Genomic DNA, 15,769 nt, shown 5'->3' with positions numbered 1-15,769 from the left:
TTTAGTATTCCAAAAATGCCCCATAATTAGGCCCTGTATTGCAGATTGTCAGAGAACCAGCTCTGATGCAGCAACTGTGCAGAACATGGCGATCCACCCGAACAAGCTCCTTGCGAAGTTCGTTTTAGATTGTAGTGATTTTTCGTGCTGTCACATTTTTGGTCGAGTTGTTCGTTGTATAGAGTGAAAGGGGGGGAGAGGGCTTGAATGACACGGAGATAAGTCAGATCATTGCAGATGTGTTGGATGGGGGGACAGAAAAATTCGAGAAAATCATGAAGGTTTATCAAAAACCGATTTTTCTCTATTGTTATCATATGCTGGGCAATTATGCCGAAGCCGAGGATAATGCACAGGAAGTATTTTTGAAGACATTCCGCAACTTGCGGAAATATACCCAATATGAGATGGATTTTGGCGCATGGTTATACAAGATTGCCTATCATCAATGCATTGACATCATCCGTAAGCGAAAATTGGTGAAATATTTGCCCTTCTTTTACCGGGATGAGAAAGATAACAATGATGTCGATATGCATATTGAGGCCAACTATTTTGATGAATCCGTACATCAGGCCATGGCGAAATTATCGGCGGAAGAGCGTAATTTGTTAATCTTACGTTGTGTCGAGGATAAAAGCTACCAGGAGATCGGTTTGATTCTCGGCAAGAACAGCGCAAGCCTTCGTAAAAAATACGAGCGTACATCTGCAAAATTCCGAAAGTATTATGCTCAAGTAAAGGAAGTGGGAGTGTATGAATATGGACAGGGATCGGGATTTGAAAAAACTGTTTGATGACCCGCGCATTCCCGACGCCGACCTGACAGGAAAAGTAATGAGAGCACTACATACTGAGAAAAAAGAAAAGGAGAGGTTTTTTGTGAAATATAAAGTTGCTTTAACTGCGTTTGTAGGTATGATGTTAATGGCATCCACGGGGTATGCGGCCGTGCAGTATCATTCTTTGACAAATAAGGATGGCGAAGTCGTATATGAGACTAAATCGACGAAAGAGTACGGAAAAACAGAATCGAAAGATGAAATAGAGCGTTTTAAGGCATTTTTTGAACTTAAGGAGAAGGTGCTAACGAACGGGGAAGCTGGGCTGTTCTATATGGTTGCCAATAACCCGAATCATCAAACAGATCTGGGAACGAAGGTGGCTATCTTCCAAAATCTTTCTCACTTGCGCGATAAGATTACGGATAAATCCATTAAGATCGCAGACAAAGTCAATGGAAATTATACATTCCAAAAGGCGGAAGTGCTCTTTAAAAATGTTCAGGAAGTAAATCCGCCTTCTCCGGAAGGAAAAGCGTCGATGGCTAAAAAACTGAGAAAGCAGGCGGAAGAGTCCAATAAGGGATATGCCATGATGCCAGTTGAAATGACAGATCAGATTTCCCTTCTCTTTGCTACATATCAAAATGGCGAAGATAAAATCGAGGTTATGATCAATAATCTGACCGGGAAGAGCAACCCCACATCGTATATTGACGAGAAAGTAGAATTTAAACAGGAAAAGGTTCATGTGAAGGGCGTAGAAATGCTGCTAACAGAATTTGGTCCTTCGCGTGCGAGCGAGTTGAAATGGGTATACGAAAGCCCGGACAAAAAACAAAGATACAGCTATTCCGTGCTGGGAAATACGGATAGAGTAAGCAAAGAAACTTTGATGAAAATTGCCGAAAGCTATTTGGAATTGTAAATACTAAATCAACGGGAATCTTCTCCAATGTCAATTGGGGTGATTCCCGTTTGGCATGATAAACAGTTTTGCGTGTAGGCAATTACTTAAGGAAATTTAAAGAGATTTTATAGTTCGCTTGGAACTTTATCCCTTCTTTGAGCGTTATATTTGTCGTGAAGCAAGAAGCCATAACAAATGGGAGGTCTATTCATGCTTAAAATCAAGAAGAAACAAACAAGTATAAGCTTCAAAGCTCGATTACGACGGAGTCTCATTGCAAGCATCGCTGCAGGCATACTTACTGTCCAGGGCGTGCTTTTAGTACCACCTTCGCAAGTGAATGCAGAAACTGCCGATGTTTCGGTACGTAACTGGCATTATTCATCAACAATCGAGGTACCCGAACTGAAGCCTTCCTGGACGGTAAAGGTGGACAATTATCTGAATATGGGCGAAAACGATGTTTTAGGTCACCAGGCAATTGCTGAAGAGGGCAAGGTATTTGCATTCGCGGGAAACAAACTCATCGCAATGGATGCGAGGACAGGCAAGCGGCTGTGGAGCTACGGTAAAGACCTGAAACCTTATATTGTTTATGATAAAGGCGTTATTTACGGCCTATCGGCAGGTCAGAAGCCATACGCGCTGAATGCGAAGACAGGAAAATTGAAATGGCAGTCGAACACATCCATCTTTATGGATGCGCACCTACGAACGGAAGCGCTGGTGCCGACGTATGATACGCTCTATGCAATCAAAGGGAGCGCAACTTTCGCATTTGATAAGGCAACAGGAAAGCTTCGTTGGAAAATGAATGAGCCGTCGGGAGAAGGAAACGGCTCAGATTACCTTCAGGAGGCGGAAGGAGTCATCCTTCGGACGTTCTATGTACAAGGAGCGCTCACGTCTATTCAACTGACTGCCTTTGAGAAGAAGACGGGCAAGAAGTTATGGGAGCATTTTGGTCAGGGAGCAGCGCTTCAAATTAAAGATGGTCTCGTGTATTCGGTTGACTATTATTCTCCATTGCTGGCTGATTATCAGTCGCTGCCGGACCGCAAATGGATCGTAAATGTATATAACCTTAAGACAGGCGTAAAGAAGAGCAGCCGAGAGTATAGCTGGAAAATGTCGGGGGAGCCGCCATATGAGTACAGCGGAGGCAGCTTATTTATAAACCAAGGGAAGTTATACATGGATCAGGGGAATAGCGTGGCTGAATACAATTTTGACACCTATAAGAAGGGTGAGGTTCCTCTGCGAACTTTTCCTCGCCCTTATGGGGGCGACTGGGAGTTGATCGGACTGGTTCAGGAACGGTTGATTTTCAATAACAGAATGACGGGGGAGCTAGCCGGCACCAAACTTGCAAATGGTCAACGGATCGGATGGAACGGCGATGCACCTGCTGCACAGATTGATGTGCATGGGAAAGGATTATACCGGGCACAGCGTAACGGTACACTGCTCGGCATCAACTTGATGACGTCCCGGCCAGTCTTTAAAGTAACAACTGGAGCGGATTTACACGAGTCGACCCTAAAGACGAACGGTATGATCATCATCCAAGCAGAGGGGAAGCTCCTCGGTGTAAAGGTACCGGCATCGTTGAAATAAGGGTATAGCTTGTACTACTTGAATCATATTTCGTTTAAGAAAAACAAAATCCCATCAACGGAATTGAGATGGGATTTTGTTATTTCAGGTTTGTTTATATTAGGGTGAATATCTTCTATCCTAAGGATGCTCGGTGAGACTGGATAAAGGGACGGTCATTTCTTCCTCCGAGTTTCCGATCGGATAGACCCGAACGGTTTCATCCTCATTAACATGCTGGATATAAATAGGGGTATCCTGATACGTTACATTTTTCATAATGGCTGATTCCGAAATTTCAATCGCTCTTTGTTTGTTCATGACAATTCTCCTTATTTCGAAAGGTCTTTCAATGGATCAACCCGACGGTGAGTGGCTTTTTTAATGTCTCGGTCCAGCTTCGAAGGTCCTTGAATTTCTTCGGCAGCCTCCATTTGATTATTCAGCTGTTGTTCTACTTGTCCAATCCCATGCGCTTCCTGATGCTGTTTGCTCTTCGCCAAAACGATCCCTCCATGCTGTGATAAAACCTTTATATTCTCTGCATTACTACAATGCGCCAAACCTTACGAACTTATGCAGTGGTTTGCGTGCGTTCGCGAAGGAGCGGCTTTTAAAATTATTTGTGTTTGAGTAACTATTCATGAATTCATTACGTTATCCCAAGGAGCCCCAATCTGGGCGGTAGTAAAATGACTCTTATAAAGATGGAGGCATTCTTATGGCAAGCTCGAACATATTGCTTAAAGCCGCAGAGTCTTTCGAATTTAATGTAGGAACGTTAATCTTCGTGAGTAACTCAACCAATGAAGTGTATCGGTTTACTAAGGGCGGTCAGTCCTATATCTTACGGTTATCTCTGAAATCACACGAATACGTAGCGAAGATAAGGGCGGAGGTGCATTGGGTTTGTTTCTTGGTGAAGAACGGAGTACGTGCTTCATTACCCATTCATACATGTAATCAGGAACTAATGGCCGTGTTCTGCGATGAAGATAAGTGTTATATTGCAACTGCTTTTCACGAGGCTGCAGGTCGCTTTTTTGATAAACACAATGAGCAGCTATGGGGACCAAAGGTATTCAGGAATTGGGGAGAAACCATGGGAAGGATGCATAGGCTATCGACAATATATGAAACATCAGAAATTCTTGTAAAGAGAGACAGCTGGAGCAGAAGAAATATCAATAATCCTCATTTGCAGCGAGGCCGTTTCTATGTACTTCTTGAAAAATTGATTTCCATGGAGAGCATAATTGATTCACTGCCTAGGGGCAGCGATTCGTTTGGACTGATCCATAATGACTTCCATCCGTATAATTTTTTTATCGACAACAGTGAAATAACGGTCTTTGATTTTGACGATAGTATCTATGGCTGGTTTTCGTTAGACATTGCAATAGCAGCCACTCATGCCGTTTGGTGGGGAGTGCATGCAGAGGATCGTGTCACCAAAAACAGGTTTGCCCAGCAGTTCTTGCGTGAATTCCTCATGGGTTACGAGAAGGAACACCATATCTCCGAGTTCTGGAAACAAACAATCCCCATGTTTATGGAGTATAGAAATATTTGTTCTTTCTTCTGGTGGTTAGGTGAATGGGATGGTCATGAGAGCTCCCTTACAGAGGACCAACAGAATGCAATAAACCATGCTGTTAAGCTGATTGAGAGAGGTTTGCCTTTTGATGGCTGCGATATTCACTTGTAGCATCGATTGATTCAGGATACGCGACCACGTTCGTTTACGATAGATCAGCCCGTACATGTATTTGGCATGCATGCTACAAGTACCAATAAAATACATACAGCGGATTTTTCAACGGAATCGTTAACAAAAACAGAGTGGGCACTTGTGTTCACGTTGAATCTGGATGAAGATATGGAGTAAACGGTTTGAGTTAGAATAATCGATCCAGGATCATGTTTAAAGCAGAAACAAGTCTGGCGTTGAGAAATGTAAATAGGATCAATATAATGGGGTGGAATTATAAAGACGTGAAGGGGAGATTGCAGTGAAGCAAAACAAGTATGACGATCAGGGATTTTTTGAGAATTATAATCAACTCCCCCGTTCCATCAAAGGATTAGAAGGTGCAGGAGAATGGGGTGCTTTTCGATCCATGTTTCCGGATCTCAGGGATAAAAAGGTGCTTGATCTCGGCTGTGGATTCGGGTGGCACTGCAGGTACGTGAGAGAACAGCATGCGCGATCTGTGGTCGGAGTGGATATCTCAAAGAAAATGCTGGAGAGGGCAAGGTTGATGACCGATGATACGAATATAGCCTATGTGCAGTCCACAATAGAGGATTTTGACTACCCTGCTAACGAGTTTGATGTCGTGATTAGTTCGCTTGCCCTTCATTACATTCGTGATTTCGAGGATATCTGTAAAAAGGTATATCAGAGTCTAACGGTTGGAGGTTCGTTTGTCTTTTCAGTTGAACATCCCGTGTTTACTGCTGTGGCCGAACAAGATTGGTATTATAGCCCGGACGGGAAGAAGCTGCACTGGCCTTTGGATCACTATCATGAGGAAGGAGCACGCCAATCTAGATTTCTTGATCATGATGTCACCAAGTACCATCGGAATATAGCCACACAGATAAATGTGTTAGTGAAAACAGGATTCCAGTTTAGGGAAATGTCTGAACTTAAGCCAGAACGCGAGCAGCTTCAGGATCCAGAATGGCATGATGCATTAAGGCGCCCCATTTTCTTATTAATCGCCGCTGATAAGCAAGTCTGACCAGCTTGCACAAAATAAACTGAGGGACACCAAAACAGGTGTCCTTTTTTAGTTCACGAAGGGAATCGGTTAAAGTGACGAAAAATACTTATTAAACTGCCGGATAATATTCATTTGATTTCGGGAACTTTCATCGACCTTGTGGAGTCTGTTTTGATAAGGGGGGAGAACAGCTTGAGGGAGATGCAGATGCAGCATTCTGCGGAACTGAATATTTCGGACATACGGATGCTGATGGAATCCTACGGTGAGGACGTTTGGAATTATGCTTACGTGATCACCAGAAATACGTATACAGCTGACGATGTCGCGCAGGATGTATTTATCAAAGCTTATCAAAATGTTGCCTTCTTTCGAGGGGAGGCTTCCGTCAAAACCTGGCTGCTCAAAATCACCCGAAACACAGCGCTTTCCTATCTGAAACGAGCGTATTTGCGCAGAGTGGTGTTGTTCGGAGAGAGATCCCCGGGGGATGGACTGAACGGGACGATGTCTTCGCCATCTGCCGAGTCGGAATATTTGAAACGGGAGGAGGCGGATGAACTGTGGCAGCAGGTTCTAGAACTACCCGGCAAATTTCGAGACCCCCTCGTGCTGAGCGTACATCATCAGCTATCCATAGAGGAAATATCCGGTATTACAGGTCTTTCGCCAGGGACGGTAAAGTCTAGAATTTACAGAGCTAAAAAGAAGGTTGCCGCCAGGTGGGAAGGAGTGAACGACGATGAATGAATGGAAGCCGGAGTGGAATAAGAGACTGGCTGAACCGCCCTTTAAGGAGCCGCGTTTTAAAGCCGATATGATGGAGGATGTGGAGAAAAGGCTTATGCTTGTTGATATGAAACGCACCCGCCGTGGCTGGAGGCGAGCTGCTGTAGCCATCGTTCCTGTATTACTGCTTCTGTTAGGGATTGGTATCTGGTTCGGAAACTTGGCCCCATCTATCCCCGATCCGGCAGCCCCAAGTCCAGGCACACAAGGGGGAGGAACGTTTGAATCCAGTTTCCTACTTGGGGCAGGAGGCGACTTCGATTGGTGGAACCTTGCAAAAAGTGAGGTCAAACAGGATAACGACCGCACGATTGTGACACTGGCCGCAGCGCTTTTGCAGCGAGAGCTTGGCATCTGGGGCGGCCCATCGCCGGACATATGGGAGCATTCCGAGGTGAAATGGCCGCTGGACCGCTATGATGTGTCCAGCCCTTGGGTGTATGAAGTGCACGTAAAGGAGATAAACGCAGAAGAAGCACAAACCGTATATCGACTCCGTCTCCTGCTGCGGGATTCGATTCCGATGACGTATGAGGAAACGATTGACGTTACCATCCGTAACGATTCACACAAAATCTCGCTTATTGAGCAAATCAACATAGACGAAACGGGAGCGCCTTTGGAGGAATTCAAGACTGGAGACGAACAAGGAAAACCCGTGATTTTGAAGGAGGATGCACAGATTGGTCTGAAGATGACCGGAACTCTGATCCAAAAAGAAGGGATGATCCGCTCCATCCACGTTCAGTATGGCGATATGGAACACACTTTTCATGATTGGAAGAATGTGAGCAACGAATCCTATTTTCCGGACGTTGCATTGCTGCCTGCAAGGAACAACAAGGAGGATGTTCTTGCGATCATTTTGACAACCGGCTACGGAACCAGCGTGCGAGAATCAGTGTTAAAGCTTCTTACCGTTCATCTTAGAGAAGTGATGTCAGCCGATCCGGTGCTTGCGGTAAAGTCCAGACTAAGCTACAAGGCGACGGCAGAAGCGGGAGAGCGGATCTTTCAATTTACGCTGGTCGGTGTAACACGCACATTTGAATATAACGAGGAAGACGCCGGATTTTGGCTGGATCAGCCCGCACTTGGCAACATGGTTAGGTATTACGTTGAGGGAGGCATCTTATATGCATCGGTGCCGATCCAGGTATCTCCTGGCGAATTCCCGGTCGCGGTCCGGCTGCGGTATGAATACGACGGAACAGCGTTTCTTGTGTCGGAAGCGATGTTTGCAGAGATGTAAGGAGAGCGATCATGTGATGATCATTCATACAACGAACAAAGTCAAAGGGCATGAAGTTTTCTTTTTGCTGATTAAAAATGAGAAGGGGCCGTCCACTGCCATCTACGATGACTGATGGGACAGCCCTGGAATAAAGCAATTTCACCAATATTAATGCAGCTTTTGCCTGCTTCTATAGTGGAGAGGGTCCATTAAGACGATTGGTTTAGCCGGAGGTTATACTCCTATCAGTTTCGGAAGAACTCAACCTGATCGATATCCGTCCATTGGGAAGAGGACGAATTGGATACGTAAAATCCGATCGTCGCCTTGCCGCTCGTCACTTGAATATTGGATATCGTGACGGGCGTCCACGCTGTCGTTACCGGGCAGCCGGTTTGAAGCATGCTGCCGCCATAGTCCTTCACTTCCATGACGCAGCTGTTCTGGCCTCCGCTGCTGCGCATGCGGGCGCGCATCGTATACGTGCCGTTATCAAGGCCGGTAATCGTCTGGCCGACATATGCGGTCGAAGGTCCGCTTGTGCCTGCGAGACCGACAAAGTAAGAGCCTTCGGCAGCTGGAAGCCCAACGCCGTCATTAGCTCCATGAATAAGAATCCGATTCGGGTAATCATCGCCGTACGTTGTCCAGCCCGCCACGTTGGCCGTTTCAAAGCCGGGATTGTTGACGACATTCGTTTGTGGCGGCGTCACGGCATGCCCGAAGCGCAGATAGATGCCGTTTGACGGATAAGTCGCGCTGGTGACGGCTGCGACGCGGGTCGAATCAATGCTCATCAGGGCATTCCAGTTGGAGGATTTCGTATCGGATACCGGAAAAACGTTGGTTTTGTACTGCCATGACGCGCCGTTATCGGAGCTGATCATCGTAAACATCGAGGTGTAAGGATCTCCCGTATTGGCGCTGCTTTCATCGGTCTGGAATGCGGCCATGAGACGGCCGTCGTCGAGCTTCACGACGAAAGGTGCGCCCGCCTTTTTGCCATTGCCGTTGGGCACGTACATCGTTTGGCGGGGAACCGACCAATTGAAGCCGTCCGGCGAAATTTTATATTTGATGACAAAAGGGTGGCCGGCAACGTCCGAGGCTTCGAATACGGTTATATATCGCCCGTCATTCATTCGCGTGATGACCGGCATGCCGTCGCGGGAGCCGGCGGCGACTCCGTCGCTGACCGTGATCCGGTTGCCCCAGCCGCTTCCGTTCCAGGTTTTCATATACAAATTTTGCCGCCCGGTCGTTCCGACCGCAGCCGGACTGTCATCCGCATAAAGTACGGCAATCGTGCCGTTAATCATGTCCAGATGCGGCTCCCACAAACCTTTAAAGCTGGAGGCGGTTGAACTCCCGATCAACCCGCCCGGCAAATTGCTCCATGTATGCCCGCCATCGACACTCCGCCTGACGTTAAGCTGGATATCATAGGTCGAGCCGTTCTGAACGACCTGCCGATAGGCTAACCAAATTTCCCCGCTCGGCAGCCTTAACATTTGACCGTTCCCGACATTGCCCGAGCTACTAGAGACGGCCGTGACCGGAGCGCTCCAAGTATACCCGCCGTCCTGCGTTCTGGAGACCACAATGCGCGTGTTACCCCCGCCAGCGTTGGTGTCGAAGGATACGAGCCACTCGCTTGGCGTAAGCTTGAGCAGCCTTGGATACCATACGCCTCCTGATGGCGGCGTATAGATGGCAATCTGCTGCGAAGCCCACGCCATGCCTGATGAAGCGGCATGAACCGGCGACAATGGAATTGCCGTTAAAGCAAGCGCAAGCATAACGACGAAAGCAAGCGGTTTCTTCCAGAAGCCTTTGTTTCGTTTCATATGCAATTAACCTCCCAAACTGAATTAGAAAGCGCTTTCTAAAATGGATTGTATCGCAATTAATATATTTTAAGATATACTAAATATATATTATTTTTCAGTTGGGACTGACGTAAAAAGAGAGGTCAGACATGGAGCATCCGTTATATAAACGTATTCAAAACGACATACGCCAGTGCATTCAGAGCGGCAAGCTGCAAGCAGGCGCCTTAGTACCATCGGAGAAGGATTTGGCTCAGCGGTACGGTGTAAGCCAGATTACATCCAAGAACGCACTCAACGGTTTGGTAGAGGAAGGCTTGTTAGTGCGTTATCGGGGAAAGGGCACCTTCGTTCGGGAGCTGGGCATTCTAGAAGAGTCGCACCTTCAGTCGGGTACGAATAAGACGATCGCGATTATTTTGCCGACAATGAAAACCAAGATCGACCAGCAGCTATTGGACGGTCTGGAACGCTATTGTGCGGAAAGGCAGTATGACCTATTGATCCGCATTACGCGCGAGTCGCAGGAGGAAGAATCCCGAGCGATCGTGCAGTTCCAAGAACGAGGAGTCGACGGGTTCATCATTTTCCCGGTTGAACAGGAAAGCTACAATAACGCCATTCTACGCTTGTCGCTCGACCGGGTTCCATTAGTGCTTGTCGACCGTTTCTTGAAGGAGATCAAGGCATACAGCGTCAGCTCCGACAATTACGGAGGCGTTCGTGAAGCCATATCCAGTTTGCTTGCGGCGGGGCACAGGCGCATTGCATTCCTGACACCGGAAATTACAAATTCGGTTACAGACGACAGAGCCAAAGGCTTCGAGGCCGCCTGCATGGAACAGGGTTTGCCTATAGATAAGACGCTGTGGTGCATGCTGGATTTAGAGACCATAGCAGAAGGGCACGGACAACGGGAGGTTGCCCGTTTTCTGCGCGATCGGAGCGATATCACGGCCGTTTTTGCCGTTAACGCGGAATTGGCCCGCTATGCCCACTATGCCATTCGGGAAATTTGGACGGGTACAGGGAACGAACCGCAGCTGGCAGCATTTGATGATCCGGATCTCGAAGGTATTCCTTTCATCCGTCAGCAATTGGATGAAGTAAGTCGGCGTGCCGTCGATTTGCTGACGGAACAGTTGTCAGGGACGCACGAGCCAAGGCTTGAAGTCGTACCGGTCCGCTGGATTTGGTCACAATGAGCCGGACTTTGCGAAGTTCGGGTCTAAGAATACAATCAAATATCCCGCCAAAAAACGGTCTGAACTTAGTTCAGACCGTTTTTTTTGAAGAGAAACTATAAACTTCAAGGCATAGGCATTCCTGATATCATCAGAAAAACCTCCGTTAAGAGCAGTCTGTCTCCACTTGGAATCCTCTTGTAAGATGTTTTCGTCATTTACAAACGTCAAGTTATATTATAATAATATACTAAATATACTATTTAAATTATAAAGGTTGTGATGGGCATTGAAATCTCTGCCGCTATACAAAAAAATTCAGGAAGATATCAAGCGGCTGATCGCCATCGGCAAGCTGCGAGAAGGCGACCGGGTCCCTTCGGAGAAGGAATTGGCCGAACGTTACCGCGTAAGTCAAATTACAAGCAAGAACGCGCTGGTCGGACTGATGGAGGAAGGCTTACTTGTCCGGATCCAAGGCAAGGGCACCTTCGTGATGAGCAGGCCAGAGAACGCCACGGCGCTTGATCAGTTGGGAGAATGGACAGCAGGTCCGGGCAAGAGCGGGCGTATCGGGTTAGTGCTGCCGACAATGAAAACGAAAGTGGACCAGCGCTTTTTGGACAATATCGAGAAGTACGCGTCCGCCGCAGGCTATGAAGTGATGCTGAGAATTACGCGCGAATCCCAGCTCGAGGAATCTAAGGTTATCTCGTCCTTCCTGAAGCAGGGGGTGGACGGCATGATCATTTTTCCGGTTGAAAACGAGACGTACAACGATTCGATTCTGCGGCTCTCGCTGGATCGTTTCCCATTCGTTCTGATCGATCGGTTCTTGAAGGAGATCAAGACTTACAGCGTAAGCTCGGATAACGTAAACGGCACAAGGGAAGCCGTGGAGTATTTACTTAACAAAGGCCATTCGTCCATCGCGTTCATCTCTCCCGAAATTACGAATACGGTGACGGACGAGAGGGCCCAGGGGTTTGAGCAGGCTTATCTCGAGCATGGTCTGTCGATCGACAAAAGCTTATGGTGTCTCCTCCCGTTGGAAGAGATCGCATCAGGTCAATCTGTCGAGCATATCAGGTCGTTTTTAGATGGCAGTCCCCATATTACCGGCATCATAACGGCCAATACGGAACTGTGCAGAAATGCCTATAAAGCGGCAATAGCATCCGGTAGACAGGTGCCGGACGAACTGGAGTTGATCACGTTCGATCCGCCGGATCTGCCGAATGTCCCGTATATCCGCCAAAACGAGGAGGATATGTGCCGGTTAACCGTAGAGCTGTTAATCGAGCAGATCGAAGGAGCTTTTGAGGCGAGAAGAATCGTGGTGCCGGTCATGCTGGTAAAAGAATAAAGCGATGGTGGAGAAGCGAGGAGTACACCTATTTTATAATAAATATAGTATATAAAATTATATTATTATAAGTTATCATGATTTCGTAAAGCGCTTACACCACATCTTTTATAGAAGAGGGGAATCGCATGAAATCGAAGAGCAAATTCGCAGGCATGATCATGCTGTTGCTGATGTTCGCGTTAACCGCATGCAGCGGCGGCAACGGACCAAATGACGGGGCTGCTCCAAGCAACCCGGACACTTCTACGCCAGGTAATGAAGCTTCCGCCGGGCAGGACCCAAAAGAACCTGTAACGATTGAGTTTATGGGCCACGGCAATCCGAACGAAAAAAAGATTTTCGAAAAGCTGATCGCTTCCTTCGAGGAGAAGTACCCGAACGTCACCGTTAAATACACTTCGGTACCGCCGGGCGAATACTCGCAGAAGATGACGACGCTGATCAGCTCCGGCAAGGTTCCGGACGTATTCTACGTCGGAGGTCCGGAGTTTTACCGCTTCGCGGAAGCCGGAACGCTTCTCAACATTCAGTCCTATCTGGATCAGACCTCCTTGTTCAATCCCGATAACGTATGGAAGCAGGCGATGGACCGTTATCGCTTCGACGGCAGCAAGGTTGGAGCCGGAGACTTGTACGGACTGCCGAAAGACGTAGGACCGTGGTCATTTGTCTATAACAAGGATTTGTTTGATGAAGCGGGCGTCCCGTATCCTTCCGCAACGGCAGGGGAATGGACCTGGGACGACATGCTGGAAGCAGCCCAAAAGCTGACGGTCGACGATAACGGCGACGGAAAGCCCGATCAATATGGTGTAGGCGCTTACAGTCTTGAATCAGCGGTATGGGGCAACGGCGGTGAATATATCGATTACGCCACTGGCACGGTAAAGGTGAACGAGCCCGAATTTTATGAGGCGATGCAATTTGTTGCAGACCTGAATCTGAAGTTTAAGGTCAGCCCGAACCAGGAAGCCGAGCAAGCGATGAACGCATATACCCGGTTTATTAACGGCCAGCTGGCTATGTTTGCGATGGGCCCATGGGATCAACCTGCATTCTGGGAGCTGCCCTTCGGTTGGGATATTGCTGCGTGGCCGGCAAGCCCGAATACGGGACAAACGGCGACCTGGCTCGGCTCGATGGGATTTGCAGTTTCGGCGAAATCCAAACACCCGCAGGAAGCGTTCGACTTAGCGGCTTTCCTGTCCCTGGATGAGCAAGGGCAGCGCGAAAATTATCAGCTCGGCCAAGCGGTTCCTAACCTGATCGACATGGCGGAAGGCGAATTTAAGGAAATGGACAAAGGACCGCAAACACGCCAAGTATTCCTCGATATTATCCAAGATTACGGACGTCCGGACGTTGTAGCTTTCTCAAAGGATACGCAATGGCTGGATACGTTCAACCAGAACGCGAGCAAAGTATGGAACGGTGAGATGTCGGCGAAAGACTTTACGGCCCAGATCCAGCCGAAGATGCAGGAGTTGTACGACAAAGGCAATAAATAATGCCGCAGGGGCAGGGGGCGTCAGCCATTCATATCGGCGCCTCTCGCCTTACGGGCATCCTGTCATAACGAAATACAGGCGAAGGTGGAATGGAATATGGGTACCAAGCTTGGCGGGTATCGCAGAAGAGAACTGGCGTGGTTGTATCTGTTCGTCGCTCCGCCGGTTCTCGGGTTTCTTTTGTTCGGCCTTGTGCCGATCTTGTTCTCGATCTATATCAGCTTTCACAAATGGGATATGCTATCCGATCCGCAGTGGGCGGGACTGGCCAACTATAAGGATCTTTTGGGCGACGAGAAAGTGTACAAATCAATGTACAATACGATTTATTTAATGATCGGCATTCCGATCGGCATGGTGCTCTCGATGCTGCTGGCCATCCTGATGAACCGTAAATTCGCAGGCATCTCGTTCATGCGCACGATCTATTATCTTCCGGTCATTTCGCCGATCATCGCCGTATCGCTGTTGTGGCAGTGGATCTTAAATCAGGATTACGGCTTGCTCAACAATTTTCTGTGGGAAACGTTCGGCATTGCCGGACCTAACTGGCTGGGGAAGCCGGAGTGGGTAAAGCCTTCGCTCATCCTGATCGGGCTGTGGAGCGGCATCGGCGGGAACATGGTGCTGTACCTTGCAGGACTGCAATCCATCTCCTCGACGTATTATGAAGCCGCGGAAATCGACGGTGCCGGCGCATGGCACAAGCTGACACGGATTACCATCCCGCTACTCACGCCGATTCATTTTTTCGTCGTGGTCATGGGTATCATCGGGGCGTTCCAGTCCTTCAGCCAAATTTACGTGCTGGCGGTAGACGGCGGGCCGGAATACAGCGGCGCCACGGTGGTCTATTATATTTTCCAGCATGCGTTCCAGTACTTTAACATGGGTTATGCAAGCGCGGTTGCCTGGGTGCTGGGCATTCTCATCTTTGTTGTCACGCTTATACAATTCAAACTTTCCAATCGCTGGGTTTACCAAGACTAGGGGGGAAATCTGTGAAACGGGAAAAAATGACGGACCTCTGGTCGCTGCTGCTGCTGCTTTTCGGATCGATCTTTATGATCGCTCCGTTCATCTGGACCATCTCGACTTCGTTGAAGGATCGACGAAACGTGTTTGAAATTCCTCCGCAGTGGATTCCCGAACCGATCACGTTCGGCAACTATGCGAAGGTTTGGCTGGAATCGCCGTTACTGTATGGATTCATGAACAGCTTGATCATCGTGGTGATCGTCCTGACGATAGGAATGCTGGTATCCGCAATGTCGGCCTATGCATTCGGCAAATTCGAATTCCCTTACAAAGGCATGCTCTTCATGGGCTTGCTCGGAACGATGATGATTCCGTATTCGGTCGTGATGATACCGCAGTATATCGGATTTTCCAGGCTGGATTGGGTGGACACGCTGCTGCCGCTCATCGTACCCGGTCTGTTCGGCAACATCGTTGTCATCTTTTTCATACGCCAATATTTGCAGAGCGCGATGCCGACCGAATTGATCGAAGCGGCGAAGATCGACGGCTGCAGCTTTCCGGGCATTTTCTTCAAGATCGCGCTGCCGATCATGAAGCCGGCGCTTGCCGCCCAAGCCGCCCTCGGGTTTATGGGCATCTGGAACGATTTTCTTGGTCCGCTGATTTACTTGCATACGCCCGAGAAGCAAACGATTCAAGTGCTGATCGCTTCCATGCAGGCCATGTACATAGGCCAGTCGGATTATCCGATGATCATGGCCGCCGCCATCATTGCCATGGTGCCGGTGATCATCGTGTTCTTTTTCTGCCAAAGATACTTTATCGAGTCGATGGCAATCAGCGGAATCAAGGGGTGAG

At 48.2% G+C, this 15,769-nt stretch carries 15 protein-coding genes; 12 read left to right on the top strand and 3 right to left on the bottom strand.

Translation table 11 applies throughout. From position 1 onward, the window contains the following. The first annotated feature begins 203 nt into the window (after positions 1-203). The 3 genes from OHJ21_RS10320 (at position 204) to OHJ21_RS10310 (ending at position 3,309) form a co-directional block, all read left to right on the top strand. The gene (locus OHJ21_RS10320; protein ID WP_100537555.1) at positions 204-797 is read left to right on the top strand and encodes an RNA polymerase sigma factor; all 594 of its coding nucleotides are present in this window, start codon (positions 204-206) and stop codon (positions 795-797) included. Further along, complete coding sequence (locus OHJ21_RS10315) at positions 757-1,710, top strand: hypothetical protein (RefSeq protein ID WP_100537554.1); 954 nt, start codon at positions 757-759, stop codon at positions 1,708-1,710. The genes OHJ21_RS10320 and OHJ21_RS10315 overlap by 41 nt, the downstream gene beginning before the upstream one ends. A gap of 192 nt (positions 1,711-1,902) precedes the next feature. Continuing rightward, positions 1,903-3,309 carry an outer membrane protein assembly factor BamB family protein gene (locus tag OHJ21_RS10310; protein WP_100537553.1) on the top strand — a complete coding sequence of 469 codons (1,407 nt, stop codon included), beginning with the start codon at positions 1,903-1,905 and terminating at the stop codon, positions 3,307-3,309. A gap of 120 nt (positions 3,310-3,429) precedes the next feature. Here OHJ21_RS10310 and OHJ21_RS10305 read toward each other — a convergent pair whose 3' ends face one another. Then, positions 3,430-3,609: an H-type small acid-soluble spore protein gene (locus tag OHJ21_RS10305; protein ID WP_100537552.1), complete on the bottom strand. Its 180-nt coding sequence runs from the start codon at positions 3,607-3,609 to the stop codon at positions 3,430-3,432. A gap of 11 nt (positions 3,610-3,620) precedes the next feature. Further along, positions 3,621-3,791: a hypothetical protein gene (locus tag OHJ21_RS10300; RefSeq protein ID WP_164817442.1), complete on the bottom strand. Its 171-nt coding sequence runs from the start codon at positions 3,789-3,791 to the stop codon at positions 3,621-3,623. 218 nt (positions 3,792-4,009) lie between these two features. Here OHJ21_RS10300 and OHJ21_RS10295 point away from each other — a divergent pair, with 218 nt between their 5' ends. From OHJ21_RS10295 to OHJ21_RS10280, 4 genes are all read left to right on the top strand, one after another. Next, complete coding sequence (locus tag OHJ21_RS10295) at positions 4,010-4,996, top strand: phosphotransferase enzyme family protein (protein WP_394055351.1); 987 nt, start codon at positions 4,010-4,012, stop codon at positions 4,994-4,996. Positions 4,997-5,300: 304 nt separating this feature from the next. Beyond that, positions 5,301-6,035, top strand: a complete 735-nt coding sequence (locus OHJ21_RS10290) for a class I SAM-dependent methyltransferase (RefSeq protein WP_100537550.1) — start codon at positions 5,301-5,303, stop codon at positions 6,033-6,035. A gap of 183 nt (positions 6,036-6,218) precedes the next feature. Next, positions 6,219-6,767 (top strand): RNA polymerase sigma factor, encoded by a 549-nt coding sequence (locus OHJ21_RS10285; RefSeq protein WP_243390865.1) that lies wholly within the window; start codon positions 6,219-6,221, stop codon positions 6,765-6,767. Beyond that, on the top strand, positions 6,760-8,058 hold the full coding sequence (locus OHJ21_RS10280; RefSeq protein ID WP_394055353.1) for a hypothetical protein: 1,299 nt from the start codon (positions 6,760-6,762) through the stop codon (positions 8,056-8,058). Before OHJ21_RS10285 ends, OHJ21_RS10280 begins: the two co-directional genes overlap by 8 nt. A gap of 227 nt (positions 8,059-8,285) precedes the next feature. Here OHJ21_RS10280 and OHJ21_RS10275 read toward each other — a convergent pair whose 3' ends face one another. After that, a complete protein-coding gene (locus OHJ21_RS10275) occupies positions 8,286-9,887 on the bottom strand; it encodes a sialidase family protein (RefSeq protein ID WP_100537547.1) in 1,602 nt (533 codons plus the stop codon). Positions 9,888-10,018: 131 nt separating this feature from the next. Here OHJ21_RS10275 and OHJ21_RS10270 point away from each other — a divergent pair, with 131 nt between their 5' ends. The 5 genes from OHJ21_RS10270 to OHJ21_RS10250 all read left to right on the top strand — a co-directional run bounded on the left by OHJ21_RS10270 (position 10,019) and on the right by OHJ21_RS10250 (position 15,768). Further along, positions 10,019-11,074 carry a LacI family DNA-binding transcriptional regulator gene (locus OHJ21_RS10270; protein WP_100537546.1) on the top strand — a complete coding sequence of 352 codons (1,056 nt, stop codon included), beginning with the start codon at positions 10,019-10,021 and terminating at the stop codon, positions 11,072-11,074. 268 nt (positions 11,075-11,342) lie between these two features. Continuing rightward, positions 11,343-12,419, top strand: a complete 1,077-nt coding sequence (locus tag OHJ21_RS10265; RefSeq protein ID WP_100537545.1) for a GntR family transcriptional regulator — start codon at positions 11,343-11,345, stop codon at positions 12,417-12,419. Between the two features lie 128 nt (positions 12,420-12,547). Next, on the top strand, positions 12,548-13,930 hold the full coding sequence (locus OHJ21_RS10260) for an ABC transporter substrate-binding protein (RefSeq protein WP_100537544.1): 1,383 nt from the start codon (positions 12,548-12,550) through the stop codon (positions 13,928-13,930). A gap of 96 nt (positions 13,931-14,026) precedes the next feature. Further along, positions 14,027-14,920 (top strand): carbohydrate ABC transporter permease, encoded by an 894-nt coding sequence (locus OHJ21_RS10255; RefSeq protein ID WP_100537543.1) that lies wholly within the window; start codon positions 14,027-14,029, stop codon positions 14,918-14,920. 11 nt (positions 14,921-14,931) lie between these two features. Then, positions 14,932-15,768 carry a carbohydrate ABC transporter permease gene (locus OHJ21_RS10250; protein WP_100537542.1) on the top strand — a complete coding sequence of 279 codons (837 nt, stop codon included), beginning with the start codon at positions 14,932-14,934 and terminating at the stop codon, positions 15,766-15,768. Position 15,769: the final 1 nt, after the last annotated feature.

The sequence above is a fragment of the Virgibacillus sp. LDC1 genome (genome assembly GCF_025792345.1).
Taxonomy (GTDB): domain Bacteria; phylum Bacillota; class Bacilli; order Paenibacillales; family Paenibacillaceae; genus Paenibacillus_AQ; species Paenibacillus_AQ lautus.
This window is presented reverse-complemented; position numbering and strand designations above follow the sequence as displayed.